The organism is Mesorhizobium muleiense, from assembly GCF_900099905.1.
In the GTDB taxonomy this organism is placed as follows: domain Bacteria; phylum Pseudomonadota; class Alphaproteobacteria; order Rhizobiales; family Rhizobiaceae; genus Mesorhizobium; species Mesorhizobium muleiense.
On sequence record NZ_FNEE01000008.1, the window covers coordinates 171,473 to 185,118 of the forward strand.

The following is a 13,646-nucleotide window of genomic DNA, read 5'->3' on the forward strand; positions in this document are numbered from 1 at the left end:
CAGTGCCGGAGAATGGCCACCTGTCAACCAAGCTTAGTAGGCTGTTTTCGTGTGGTATTTTTTGAAAACAGCACATACCCGCGAGGTGTTCGTCCCAAATCAGGGCGCCATCACAATCGCATCAGATTCCTGTCGCTGAGCTGCGCGACAGCGGCATCGAGTTCGTCGGACATCCGCTGCGGGTCCCAGTTACGTGCACGGCCGGCAATGGCGGCGATCTGCTTCAAATCGCTCATGGTCAGGGAACCGCCAATGGCCAGGGTCGTGCGCCGCATGACGATATCGGCCAGATGCTCGACGAATTCATTACGAACGATGTAGTCGATTTCGGATGTGCCGTAGTCGCTTGCCCCCGGCAGGCGATCTTCATTGTCTCCTGAACTTTGGTGGCGGGCGATTGGCAACGCCTTGGTGCCGTAGCGCGACAGAAGCTGGTCGAGACGGCGTTCGTCGGCGCCCGAAGCCGACCTGGCATCGGCCAGCCAGGCGGCTCGCGCCGCAGGCTCGGTTGGAAACCCCTTGCCGCCGCCGATCGGCATCGATCGCGTGGTGACCTTGCGGCCGCGTCCCAGCCGGTCGAGTACCGTGTCGGCAACCTCCTCGGCAAAGCCGCGGAACGTCGTCCATTTGCCGCCGACCAGCGAGATAATCGGAAACGGACGCGAACCTTCCGGCTCGATGAGCGGTGCCGAATGATCCCGGCTGATCAAGCCGGGGACAGAGGCGTCGGATGCAGGCAACGGTCTGATGCCGCTATAGGCATAGACGATCTGGTCGCGTCCAAAGCTCATGCCCGGCATCAGCGCACGCACGCTCTCGAGCAGATAGTCGATCTCCTGCGGCTCGCAGCATACTGTGTCCGGGTTGTCGGCCTGGATGTCGGTCGAGCCGACAAGCGCCAGACCGAGATAGTCGTAGACAAGGCAGATGCGGCCGTCGTCGGCTTCGAAGTAGAGCATGCGGCCTGCCAGGCTTCGTACCAGTTCGTCATGCTTCAAAAGGATATGCGAGCCCTTGGTGCCGCCGATCATTTTCGACGGCGCGCCCAGCGAGGCGTTGACATCGTCGATCCACGGGCCGGCGGCGTTGACGACCAGTTTCGGCCGTACCGAAAATACAGCGCCGTTCTCGGACTGGCCCCCGGCTTTTGACTGGCCAACACCTTTTGACTCGCCCCCGCCTTTTGACTGAAAAGTCAGCACGCCATTGGACGACGAAACCAACGTCGTGTAGTTGGCGGCCGCGGCGAGGGCATTTGCTGCCAGCCCGTCGGTGATCAGTTCGAGCACCAGCCTTTCGGGATGGCTGATCTTGGCGTCGTAATAGATGCCGGTGGCGACGATCGACTTGGTCAGTGCCGGCATGTCGCTCAGCGCCCGCCGTCGCCCGACCAGTCGGTGGCGCGGCATGACACGATGCTGCGACCCATAAAAATCGTAGATCGTCAGGCCGATCTTGATGAGGACGGCGCCGCGGCTGCGCGGCGCGCTGGTCGAGCCCAGCAGCGTGCGCAACGCCGCCCAAATGCCCTTGCTCCAGGAGAAGATCGGGATGATTGTCGGCAGCGGGCTGACATAGTGCGGCGCGTTCTTCAACAGCAGGTTGCGCTCCAGCGTTGACTGCGCCACCAGCCCGAACTCGCCCGTTTCGAGATATTTCAGGCCGCCATGGATCAGCCGCGACGGCGCAGCACTTGTGCCTGAGCCAAAATCGTCCTTGTCGACGATCAGGCAACTGACGCCTTGCGCGCACAGATCCCGGAACAGGCCAGCCCCATTGATGCCGGCGCCAAGAATGACGACGTCGACGTCGCCCGTCCTGTTCATAAAGGCGAGGCGCCCGATCGGGTCGGCTGAGCCAGGGTCGGATGCGCCTGCGCCGTCGGAAGGGCTCATGGCTTAGTCATCTTGACGATGCGCAGTTTTACGCCCGCCTGTTCGAGCTTTTGCGCCTGCGCATCGCTTACGCCGTCGGTCGTCAGCACCGCGTCGAAACGGGTCAGATCGTCAAAGACATGCAGGGCGACCTTGTCGAACTTGGAATGGTCGACGACAAGAATGCGCCTGGTCGAGGCAGCAACCATCGCTTGCTTGACCCGGACCACATGCTGGTCCTGGATGAAGGCCGTGGTGCCTGAGATCGCCGAAGCCGAGCAAATCAGAAGATTGGCGCGCAATTGCGCCACGGCATTCTCGCAGACGATGCCGATATAGGCATTGTAGGTGCGGTGATACTGACCGCCTAGGCAGATGAAGTCGATATCGTCGACATTGGTCAGCAGTGCTGCAGTCGCGACGCTGTTGGTGATGACGGTCAGTGGCTTGATGTCGGGCAGCAGTGGCGCGATCGCGTTCGCCGTCGTCGAATCGTCCAGCATGACGGCCTGGCCGGCCTCGATATAATCCAGCGCCGCATGCGCCAGCGCATCCTTTTCGGCCCTGCCGACCGTCACCCGATAGCGGAAAGCGCTTTCATAAAGGCCGGAAGGCTGCACCGTCACCGCGCCGTGCAGCTTGCGCAGCACGCCCTGGTGCGCCAGTTGGTCGATATGGCGGTGGATGGTCATCCGCGACACGCCGAAATGCTCGACCAGGTCGTCGATGCGCACCTGGCCGAATTTGATCACATAGTCGGCGATTTCCTCGCGCCGTTCGTCGGCCTTGATCATGCAGCCCCCTCAATGCTTTGCCGCGCCAGCCTTTCGATCTCCGGCCATTGCGGCTTGAGCGATTCGGCAATGCGGCAATAGAGAGAAAAACGGTCCTCGAAAGCCGCATTGCGCGCCGCGTCGGGCAGATATTCATGGCTCGTCTCGCTGACGGCGCGCGCGCCCTGTTGCGGCGTGGCAAACAGGCCAACCGCGGCGCCGGCACAAAGCGCTGCGCCGAAGGCAGCCGCCTCGTCGGTCGACGTGACGATGACCGGTGCGTTGAGTACGTCGGCGAACATCTGCGCGAAGGCCGGATTGCGCGAACCGCCGCCGGTGAGCCGCACCTCACGAACGGCAAAGCCGTCGCGCAGCGCTTCGACGTGAGTGCGGTGGTTGAAGACGATGCCTTCCAGCACTGCCTTCAGCATGTCGCCGCGATCATGCCAGCCATGCAGGCCGAGAAAGCTGGCGCTGGCGGCATTGCCGTAAGGCGAGCCGAACAAATAGGGATGGAACAAGATGGTCGAAGGCCTGCCAAGCGCAACGTCGATCTCTGCCGCCAGCATCTCGTGGATCGAGCCGCCGGTCCTTTTTGCTTCATCCTGTTCCGGGCGGCAGAGCGTGTCGAGGAACCAGTCGTAATTCGCCGTCGAGGCCGGCGAGATCGACATGTTGTTCCAACGCCCCAAGTCGATAGCGTTGCGGCAGAACCAGCGCGGGTCGACACGCGGCTCGGTGGAGACGATTTCGTTGATCGAATAGGTGCCGGCGACGATGCTGACCACGCCCTCCTCGTGGCCGCCGATGCCAAGCGCCGATGCCGTGACATCATGCAGGCCGCAAGCGACCGGCGTGCCTTTCGCAAGCCCGCTCATCGCCGCTGCATCGGCGGTGACGTAGCCGACGATGTCGGCCGAATGCGCCATCGGCGGCAAGGCTTCAAACAACGCCTCAAGACCGAAAATGCGCATCGCCTCCGGCACATAGCTTTGCGTACGCACATTGGTGAACGAGGTGCTTGCCTCCGTGAGGTCAGTGCCGATGGTGCCGGTCAGGCAAAACCGCAGCCAGTCCTTGCAGGCGAATACGTGCCCTGTCCGGCTGAAGCGTTCCGGGTCGTGCTCCCGCAACCAAACCAGCAGCGACGACGGTGAGGAAGCGTGCGGCACTTGGCCGGTCAGGGCGAGCGCTTCGGCGAAGACCGAACTTCGCGACCATCTGTCGACGATTTCGCCCGACCGGCTGTCCAGCGACAATATGCCGGGGCCCAGCGGCCGGCGATCGTTGTCGAGCAGGTACAGACCATCACCATGCGCGGTCGCCGCCACTGCCTTGATGTCGCTGGCCGGCCGGCCGCTCAAGGCAATGGCCTCCCGGATCGCCTCGGCGGTCGCTTGCCAGAGACCGGCCATGTCGCGTTCGACCCAGCGCGCGTGCGGCATCGATTGCGGCACCCGCCGGCGCGCCACCGACAGTTGCGAACCGTCGGCGTCGAAGATCACTGCCTTCGTCACCGTCAGGCCGTTGTCGATCCCAAGCAGGCTGGACATGGCTACCTCTCAGCTCATCGCTTGCCGATACGCGTTGCGAATAGGATTCTGGTGCTTTGCGCTTGACGACGGCGGGGAAAGCTGCCCGGCGAAGCAACCGCCGAACACCGATGGGAAATCCGAACCAACGGAATCGACCATACAGTGGTGTTAAATTAACGTCAACATGTGTGATTTTTGGACGCAATCCTGCGGCGGGCCAAGGGCCTACCAGCGCTGAAGTCCCGAGCTCGCCATCATCGATGCGGCTTTCGCAGACTGATTTGGATCTCCCGGAAGCCGCTGAACGGCGACCGAGATAAGTCGTGGCAGCCATTGGCGTAGCCGCCACGACAAGGGTCTCACCAGCCTAGTCGATGTCGAAGGACACGCCTTGGGCCAGCGGCAGCGCCTTGGAATAGTTCACCGTGTTGGTGGCGCGCCGCATGTAAGCCTTCCAGGCGTCGGAACCGCTCTCGCGGCCGCCGCCGGTCTCCTTCTCGCCGCCGAAGGCGCCGCCGATCTCGGCCCCCGACGTGCCTATGTTGACGTTGGCGATGCCGCAGTCGGACCCGTCGACGCCGAGGAAGCGCTCGGATTCCTGCAGGTCGCGGGTGAAGATCGACGACGACAGCCCCGCTCCGACCGCATTGTGCTCGTCGAGCACGGCGTCGAAGTCCGAGTATTTCATCACGTAGAGGATCGGCGCGAAGGTCTCTTCCGTCACCGGCGAGACCTGCTTGGGCATCTCGATCAGCGCCGGACGAACGTAATAAGCGTCGGGAAGGCCGTTCTCGACCCGCGCGCCGCCGGTGACCTTGCCGCCTTGAGCGGCGGCTTCCTTCAACGCGTTCTGCATGCTGTCGAAGGCTGCCTTGTCGATCAACGGTCCGACCAGCGCTGATGTCTCCAGCGGATTGCCGACAGAGACGCTTTCATAGGCCTTTTTCAGGCGCGGAACGAGTTGGTCGTAGACGCTCTCATGCACGAACAGGCGCCTGAGCGTCGTGCAGCGCTGGCCGGCGGTGCCCATGGCGCCGAAGGCGATGGCGCGCAAGGCCATGTCGAGATCGGCCGTCGGGCAGACGATGCCGGCATTGTTGCCGCCGAGCTCCAGCACGGCGCGGGCAAAGCGCTTCGCCAGCCGTGGACCGACATCCCTGCCCATGCGGGTCGAGCCGGTGGCCGAGACCAGCGGCACATCAGGATGATCGACCAGAATTTCGCCGACGGCGCGATCGCCGATCAGCACCGAAATCAATCCTTCCGGAGCATCGCCGAAACGTTCAGCCGCACGCTTGAAGATCGCCTCGCAGGCGAGCGCCGTCAGCGGTGTCTTTTCCGATGGCTTCCACACCACCGCGTCGCCGCAGACCAGCGCCAGCGCGGCGTTCCACGACCACACCGCGACCGGGAAGTTGAAGGCCGAAATCACGCCGACGACGCCCAGCGGGTGCCAGGTTTCCATCATGCGATGACCCGGGCGCTCGGTGGCGATGGTCAGGCCGTACAATTGCCGCGACAGGCCGACGGCGAAATCGCAGATGTCGATCATCTCCTGCACTTCGCCGAGCCCTTCGGACGGGATCTTGCCGACCTCGATCGACACCAGCCGGCCAAGCTCTGCCTTGTGCGCGCGCAGTTCCTCGCCTAGCAGCCGCACCAGCTCGCCGCGCTTCGGCGCCGGCACCAGCCGCCATGTCTGGAAGGCTTTATGCGCCCTGTCGATGGTCTCTGCCGCATCGGCCGGTGAGATCGTCTTCAGCGCGGCGATCTGCTCACCCGTCACCGGGCTGCGCACGATGAGATCGCCGCCTGAAAGCGCAGCCTCGGCAACGCCCAGTTTCGCCAGCAGCCCGGCTGTTTCCTTCGCAATCGTCATTTTCTTTCCCTTTCAGACCCGTCGCTCAATTATGCATGTCGCCCAAAAGCATGCCCTCGGGCCTGACCCCAAGTGCGCAGCGGTTTTGGGACATGCACCCTTGCGCCATGCCGTCCCTGCACCGATCGGCACATCAGGCGCTGTCATGGCGTGGCATTACTCGCTTCAGGGAAAAATCGCCACCCCGGCATGGTCTAAGCCAAAGGCAGACCGTTGAACCAGCGAGTCGTCTCAGCGCGCTGCCTGCGCACCCCGCACGGCGCCTTCCTTCATCAGGCGGTCGATGTGCATGCGGATATGGGCGGCCTCGGCGGCCGTATTGGCAAGCGCAATGGCGCGGTCGAAGGCGATGCGCGCCTCCTCACCACGACCGAGCTGCATCAGCAGGCCACCCCTAAGGCCGAAGAAGTGGAAATAGCCGGAAAGCCTTTGTTCCAACGGCTCGATCATGGCAAGTGCGGCTTCCGGCCCGCGCACCTTGGCGACCGCGACGGCGCGATTGAGCGTCACCACCGGCGACGGCTGCATCTGCTCGAGCAGGCTGTAGAGCAGCTCGATCTCGTTCCAGTCCGTGTCCTCGGGCCTTTCCGCGCGCGCATGCAGGGCGGCGATCGCCGCTTGCACCTGATAGGGACCGGGCTTGTGGTGGCGCAGCGCTTTGTCGACCAGCGCCAGCCCCTCGTCGATCATCTTGCGGCTCCACAGGCTGCGGTCCTGGTCTTCGAGCAGCACGATTTCGCCGTTCTCGTCGAAACGCGCCGGCGCACGCGCATGCTGAAGCAGCAAGAGTGCCGTCAGGCCCATGATCTCCGGCTCGGTCTGGAACAGCCTGAGCAGCAGCCGGGCCAGCCGGATCGCCTCCTCGCAGAGCGGCGCGCGCGCCGGCGCCTCACCGCTGTTGGTCGAATAGCCTTCGTTGAAGATCAGGTAGACCATGGCGGCGACCGCGGCGAGCCGCTCGGAGCGCTCGACCGCACCGGGCGTCTCGAACGGCACGCCGGCATCGGCGATGCGCGCCTTGGCACGTGTGATGCGCTGCTCCATGGCGCTTTCGCCGACGAGAAAAGCGCGGGCGATCTGCTTGACGCTCAGGCCTGAAACGATGCGCAACGCCACGGCGATCTGCTGCGTCGCCGGCAGGTCGGGATGACAGCAGATGAACAGCAGCCGCAATATGTCGTCGCGGTAGTGCGCGCCGTCCAGCCGTTCGGCGATATCGGTTTCGGCATCTTCCAGATCGGAGATCTGGTGCTCTTCCGGCAGCGGCGCCTGCTTGGCACGCTTGCGCACCGCGTCGATGCCGCTGTTGCGGCCAACGAAGATCAGCCAGGCTGCCGGATCGCGCGGCGGGCCGTTTGTCGGCCAGTTCTTCAGAGCGCGCAGGCAAGCGTCCTGGAAAGCTTCCTCCGCCGCGTCGAGATCGCGGAAGTAGCGCAACAGCGCGCCCATCGCCTGTGGGCGGGCGGTGCTGATCGCTGTGCTGATCCAGGTAAGGTCGGTCATGCTGAAACCTTGGCGGGATTGAAGAGCGAAACCGGCCGTATCTCGTAGGAGCCGCCGCTCGGGTTGACCTCGGAAAGCTCGCGCGCAAAGTCGACGGCCTCGTCGAGATCGGCGCATTCGAGCGTGTAGAAGCCGAGGAACTGTTCCTTGGTTTCGGCAAACGGGCCATCGATGACGACCGATTCGCCCTTGACCTTTCTCAGCGTTGTCGCAGCGGTCGTCGGCAGCAGCCGCGCCACCGGGCCAAGCCGGCCGGCCCGAGCGTATTTTTCCTGCACGCCCAGGAGTTTTTCCATGACGGCATCGTCCTGTTCCTTGCTCCACGAGCAGACGACGTCTTCGGAGGCATAGCAGAGGATTGCGTAGAGCATGGGCGCGTCCTTTTCTCTGTCAAAGGACGAAACAGTAGGACCGATCCCGACACAACGTCGATAAAAAAATCACGTCCTGCTCACCCAGAAGCCCCGATGTGCAGCTATGTTTGGATTGGCCGATACATCAAGACCCGGCCCGTCGGGATCAGCTGCAGCAAATAATCGAAGTCGCTGATGTTGCCCGTTAGAACGGCAAATCCCAATTTCTGGGCCTGCAGGAACAGAACGCAATCCTGAAGCGCCCGCAGCCTGGAATCATTCTTGTAGCCTTGCAGGCGACACAGCATTCCTGAGAGGAGTGCGGCTCGGCCCAGGACATCGGGATCTGCTGCAAAAACCCGATGCGGCGGCATATCCTCGATCATGGTCCCGATCTGCTTGATCGCTTCGGCGGTGCCCGGGTGGTTCGGCTTGAGGACGCCAACCGTGTGCATCAGTTCCTGGATGGCTATGGTTGAATGATTGACCTGCCTGATGTCGAGGAGGTCGGCAACTGCTTCTGGCGCTCGGCCTTGCAAACCGTCAAGGTAAACACAGGTATCCAGCAGCAATTCCTGTCCCGCCTCGACAAGGTTACCGATGATCGGCAGCTCCTTGTCGGGCCGGCGGCTTAACGTTTTCTGGGGGTCAAATCGCGACCATCTGACGGCCGCACCGAAGTCGAAATCGGCCAATTCAGAATCCGAGCTTCAGCGTCGGATCCACCGTTCCACGTGTTTTCCTGAAGGTCTCGGCGAAATTGTCTTCCAAGGCTACATTTGCCAGCGCAAATTCGACCAGCTCGGTATCAGACGTCAATCCGGTTCGAGCCTTAGCCTGCTTGATCAGGTCGGCACTCACCCGTCCCGCGATCCTGCCGTTCTTCTCAGCGCGCAGGCCGGATTCTTCTGCCCTCTGCAGGACGGCATCAATTCTGGCCAGGCGACGCATCTGCATTTTCGCAGCCGCTTTGGGAAGCGTTTTCGTCCGCTTGCCAGCGGCGAGGCCGCGACGGACATGTACAGCTGTCTTCGCCATCAGGGTGCCTCACCTTCTGTTTAACAATAATCGATTTTGGACAACATAGCAGGAAAGACAATGTTTTCAATGCCCGCTTCCGGCACAGGTTCAGGCGCGCTTCGGTTCAGCTTTCCTGCGCCTTCAGCCATCTCAGAACGATGGCTTCTTCGTCATCAAGGCCGGCTATCGATCGCTTCCGCTTGTTCGCATCCGCCATTTCGCCGAGCAGCCGACCTTCGGACCAGGCTTCGAAAACCTGTGGGTGGATATAACAGCTGCGGCAGATGGCGCGCGTGTTGCCCAGCCGCTCGGCGACCTTGTCGATGACGCCGTTCATCACCCGCTTCTGTTGTGCCTGGCTTTCGGGTCGTTCGGTTTGCGCAAACAGCGACGCAGCATGGATGGTGCCGCCCCAGGTTCGGAAATGCTTCGAGCTGAAATCCGCCCCCGCCGTCTCCCTGATATAGCGGTTGACGTCGTCGGAGCGGATCGGTCGCCTGCTTCCGTCCTCGTCGAGATACTGGAACAACTTCTGGCCCGGCAGATCCTGCGCCCCGCGCACGATCCTGGCGATCCGGCGATCGACGAGCTTCAGCTTCCACTCCTTGCCGGACTTGCCCTTGAAAGCGAAACGCAGGCTCGAGCCACTGATGTCGACATGGCGGTCGCGCAGCGTGGTCAGCCCAAAGCTGTTGTTGTCGCGGGCGTAGGCAGCATTGCCGACGCGGATCATCGTGTTGTCGAGCAGCCAGACCACAGCGGCGACAACGCGTTCCAGCGGCAGGCCGTGACGGCGCAGATCGGCGTCGATCTGGCGTCGCAGTTCAGGCAGGCTCCCTGCAAAGGCAACCAGGCTCGAATATTTGACGCCGTCGCGCTCCTCGGCCCATTGCGGATGATAGCGATATTGCTTGCGTCCGCGCTGGTCTCGGCCGGTCGCCTGGATGTGACCGTTGGCATCCGGCGCGATCCACACATCCGTCCACGCCGGCGGGATGGCGAGTGCCTTGATGCGGGCCATGGTGTCTGTGTCGACGCCCTGCCCGTCAGGCCCTTTGTACGAAAATCCCTTGCCGGCCCTGAAGCGGCGGATACCGGGCTCGGTATCGGTGACATAGGTGAGCGAGGCTCGATCGGCCGAGGCCTCTCCGCCATTCTTCGGCGCCCCGTTTTTTGGTGCACCCTCCTTGGCAGCCGACCGGCCAGTCGACGATCCGGATTTGTCCAGCATGTCCTCTCCACGGAATCTTCCCGTAGATAAGCAACGGATCGGCCCGCTGGTTCCGCCATTGCTTCGACGAACATGGCTGCCACAAAGATGCCGGGCTCACCGCATGCGCGTTTGAGAAGCAGCCTTCTGCCGATGTTCAAGATCGATTGCGGCCTCGCTTGCCGTCATGCCTTTTCCAGCACGACCGGAATGACGTCGACAGCCTGCTCGCCGACCTGTCCGCCCGTCGTCTTCAGGACGCCGACGATCGGCGCTACATCCGAATAGTCGCGGCCGTGGCCAACGGTGATGTGGTCATTGCTTGCCCGCATGCCGTTGGTTGGATCGAATTCCTGCCATCCGGTGTCGCGCCCGCACCACACCTTGACCCAGGCATGCATGGCGTCGGCCCCTTCCAAACGCGGTTTTCCGGGCGGCGGAATGGTGCGCAGGAAGCCGCTGACATAGCCGGCGGGGATACCGAGGCCGCGCAGGCCGGCGATCATGATGTGCGAAAAATCCTGGCAGACGCCCCGCTTCAGGCTGAAAGCATCGCTCGCCCGGGTCTGCACCGTGGTCGCCTCGCCATCGTAGGTGAAATCGCGATGAATGCGGTTGCACAGGTCCATGGCGGTACCGACGACAGAACTGCCGGCACTGCTCCGCGCATACCCCGTGATATCAGCGTCAATGCCGACATGGTCGCTGGCGGCCAGAAAGTGATGCGGTGTATCAGGCGACAGCGACCGCACCGCTTCGAGTTGGCTCCGCAGCCGGCGAATGTCGGGCGACACGTCAAGCCCGGGTTCCGGCCGCGAGACGGCGACGCGCGCGCTCATCCTGATGTCGAGCGCATCATGGGCATCGCGAAAGGCGATCGACGTGACATTGTTGCCGAAGAAATCGGAAAAGTCGGAGCGTTCGCTCGGCGCCGGCGCGAAGGATAGCGAAGCGGCGATCACCCGCTGCACGCCCGATATCGTCGGCGGCAGCACGCGCACCTGATGGCGGCCGCCGCCGGCTGCAGCATCATAGTCGTAACGCAGATTGAGTCTGATGTCGTAGAGCATGCCAGCCTCCGGGTCCCGTCCTTAGCCGAAATAGGCCTTGGCGAGGCTGTTGTAGAGGCCGCCGATCTCGGTGGCGAGATCGTCCAGGGCCTTCGCCGTCATGTCCGAGGGCTCCTTGATGGCGATTGCCGTATTGAGCTGCAGTATCTCTTTCGCCGCCGGCGACATATGCCCCTCGCCACCGACAGCAGGCAACAGCGCGATCTCGGCCTTCAGCCGCTCGAGCTGGAACAGGATGGAGCGTGGGTTGAGCGGATCGAGCACCAGGAGGTCGATCACCGTGCGCCTGCCGGCCTGCACCGGATACTGCCGCCGGTGGGTCATCACGCTGTCGCCGATCTCCAGCATCATGTCGAGCGCGCCTTCGGGCGCCGCAGCCCCGGTCAGCCGGGCCAGCGTGCGGGCGATCTGGATGCCGCGTTCCAACCGCCGGCCGATCTCCAGGAAGCGCCAGCCGGTGAAGCGATACATGTTCTCATGCAGCAGGCCGGAAAACCCGGCGAGCTTGCGCAGGATGACCGTCATCGCCCGCGTCGCATCATCGCCAGGCGCCACCGTTGTCGCGAATTGATGGATGGTCTTCGACAGATCCTTCAGCGCCAGCCAGCCGTCGGGCGAGAAGCGGTCGCGGATCTGTCCGGCGCTGTAGACGGCGCTGTCCAGCGTGCCGATCAGCCCCGGCGGGATCGCCGTGGCGACGTCGATGCCGAACGGTTCGAGATGGTCTCTGATATCGGCAAGCAAAGGCATGTCCGGGTCGGAGGCCTCGGCCAGCCGCACGTGATAGGCGCGCAGGATGCGCACCGTGCCTTCCGATCGCTCGATATAACGGCCGAGCCAAGTCAGGTTCTCCGCCGCGCGGCTGGGCAGGCTGCCTGGCGAGGTGCGGATGAAGCTGTCGTGCTCCTGCGGCAGCAGCGTCTCGCGCTCCACCGGCCTGTCGCTGACCACCCATACATCCGCAGCCTGGCCGCCGCGCTGCATGGCGATTGCGGTCGGGTCGAGCGAAAAGCCGACACGGGCAAAACCGCCGGGCATCACCGTCCAGCCTTCCGGCGTTCGCGCCAGATAGACGCGCAGGGCTGCCGGCCGCGGCTCAAGCCAGCCGCCGACATAGACCGGCGTGGTCGAAAGCGTCACTGCTTCCTGTCCGACGAAGGCGCCGCCGTCGCGTTCGATCCGGGCTATCAGTTCGGCCCGTTCCCCGGCAACCAGCGCCGAGCCCAGCCTGGTGCAATCGTCATCCTCGAAGGCAAGCCGCGTCGACAGCGCCGGACCGATCACCATGCGGTCGAGGTTGGCCAGCACATGGTCACGGTCCGCGTCCCGCCCGCACCACCATGTCGCGACGCTCGGCAAGAGAAGCTCCTCGCTGCGCAATTCGCGCGAAATTTTTGGCAGGAAGGCGAACAGCGCCCGCGTTTCCATCAGCCCGGAGCCGAGCGCGTTGACGGCTGAGACGGCTCCCCGGCGGATCGCCTCGACCAGCCCTGGCGTGCCGATCTGCGAATCCGGCCGCAGCTCCAGCGGATCGGCGAAGGCGGCGTCGAGCCGCCGCCACAGCACGCTGACCGGCATCAGCCCGGAAACCGTGCGCACCATCAATCGACCGCCGGAGACGGTCAGATCCTCGCCTTCGAGCAGCATGATGCCGAGATAGCGGGCGATATAGGCATGCTCGTAATAGGTTTCGTTGAGTGGCCCGGGCGTCAGGATGGCGACACGACCGCCCGATCCCTTGGCCATGCCGTTAAGCGCGTCGCGAAAGCGACGGAAGAAGCCGGCAAGGCGGTGCACATGCATCTCGCCATAAACGTCGGACAGCGCACGCGTTGTGGCGACGCGGTTTTCCAGCGCAAAGCCGGCACCTGACGGCGCCTGCGTGCGGTCGCCCAGCACCCACCAGCGGCCATCCGGTCCACGGCCGAGTTCGAACGCGCAGAAATGCAGGAAATGGCCGCTGGCCGGTCTGGTGCCGACGACGGGGCGCAAATATTCCGGGCTGGCCGCGATCAGCCCCGCCGGCAGGACGCCTTTCTCGACCAGGCGGTTCGGCCCGTAGATATCGGCAATCGTTTCCTCGAACAGCTCGGCCCGCTGGACCAGGCCGGCACTGATCGCGGCCCATTCCTGCTCCTCTATCAGGAGAGGCACATGCGCCAGCGGCCATTCGCGCTCATTGGCGCCGGCCTGATCGTAGAGACGGTAATAGACGCCGGCGTCGCGCAGATACTGGTCGGCGCGGGCGAAACGCTGGGCGAGCTTTTCAGGCCCCAGATCTTCCAGCGCCTCGATGAACTCCTTCCAGACCGGACGGGGATTGCCTGATGCATCGACCATCTCGTCGACGACGCCGTCGATCGGCTGGTAGTGCTCCAGCAGGTTATGCGGCCTGCCGCGTATTTCCTGGTGATTCCCCTTTGCCATGG

The 13,646-nt window shown here is 63.5% G+C and carries 11 protein-coding genes; all 11 read right to left on the reverse strand.

Translation table 11 applies throughout. The features are described from left to right. Positions 1 to 110: 110 nt before the first annotated feature. A complete protein-coding gene (locus BLT09_RS16605) occupies positions 111 to 1,895 on the reverse strand; it encodes a glycerol-3-phosphate dehydrogenase/oxidase (protein WP_091594772.1) in 1,785 nt (594 codons plus the stop codon). Beyond that, positions 1,892 to 2,668 carry a DeoR/GlpR family DNA-binding transcription regulator gene (locus BLT09_RS16610; protein ID WP_091594774.1) on the reverse strand — a complete coding sequence of 259 codons (777 nt, stop codon included), beginning with the start codon at positions 2,666 to 2,668 and terminating at the stop codon, positions 1,892 to 1,894. Before BLT09_RS16610 ends, BLT09_RS16605 begins: the two co-directional genes overlap by 4 nt. Continuing rightward, positions 2,665 to 4,200: an FGGY-family carbohydrate kinase gene (locus BLT09_RS16615; RefSeq protein ID WP_091594777.1), complete on the reverse strand. Its 1,536-nt coding sequence runs from the start codon at positions 4,198 to 4,200 to the stop codon at positions 2,665 to 2,667. Before BLT09_RS16615 ends, BLT09_RS16610 begins: the two co-directional genes overlap by 4 nt. Positions 4,201 to 4,549: 349 nt before the next feature. After that, positions 4,550 to 6,061 (reverse strand): L-piperidine-6-carboxylate dehydrogenase, encoded by a 1,512-nt coding sequence (gene amaB / locus BLT09_RS16620; RefSeq protein ID WP_091594779.1) that lies wholly within the window; start codon positions 6,059 to 6,061, stop codon positions 4,550 to 4,552. Between the two features lie 231 nt (positions 6,062 to 6,292). Further along, positions 6,293 to 7,564 carry an RNA polymerase sigma factor gene (locus BLT09_RS16625; protein WP_091594781.1) on the reverse strand — a complete coding sequence of 424 codons (1,272 nt, stop codon included), beginning with the start codon at positions 7,562 to 7,564 and terminating at the stop codon, positions 6,293 to 6,295. Then, positions 7,561 to 7,935 (reverse strand): YciI family protein, encoded by a 375-nt coding sequence (locus BLT09_RS16630; RefSeq protein ID WP_027153193.1) that lies wholly within the window; start codon positions 7,933 to 7,935, stop codon positions 7,561 to 7,563. The genes BLT09_RS16625 and BLT09_RS16630 overlap by 4 nt, the downstream gene beginning before the upstream one ends. A 104-nt stretch (positions 7,936 to 8,039) precedes the next feature. Beyond that, positions 8,040 to 8,612, reverse strand: coding sequence for a type II toxin-antitoxin system VapC family toxin (locus BLT09_RS16635; protein WP_091594783.1), 573 nt, complete (start codon positions 8,610 to 8,612; stop codon positions 8,040 to 8,042). A 1-nt stretch (position 8,613) separates the two neighbouring features. Next, positions 8,614 to 8,874: a hypothetical protein gene (locus BLT09_RS16640; RefSeq protein WP_236473051.1), complete on the reverse strand. Its 261-nt coding sequence runs from the start codon at positions 8,872 to 8,874 to the stop codon at positions 8,614 to 8,616. A 187-nt stretch (positions 8,875 to 9,061) separates the two neighbouring features. After that, complete coding sequence (locus BLT09_RS16645) at positions 9,062 to 10,168, reverse strand: DNA topoisomerase IB (RefSeq protein ID WP_091594787.1); 1,107 nt, start codon at positions 10,166 to 10,168, stop codon at positions 9,062 to 9,064. A 164-nt stretch (positions 10,169 to 10,332) separates the two neighbouring features. Further along, entirely contained in the window at positions 10,333 to 11,217 is an 885-nt protein-coding gene (locus tag BLT09_RS16650) for a transglutaminase family protein (protein ID WP_091594789.1), read from the reverse strand. 21 nt (positions 11,218 to 11,238) lie between these two features. Beyond that, positions 11,239 to 13,644, reverse strand: coding sequence for a circularly permuted type 2 ATP-grasp protein (locus BLT09_RS16655; RefSeq protein ID WP_091594791.1), 2,406 nt, complete (start codon positions 13,642 to 13,644; stop codon positions 11,239 to 11,241). Positions 13,645 to 13,646 lie beyond the last annotated feature (2 nt).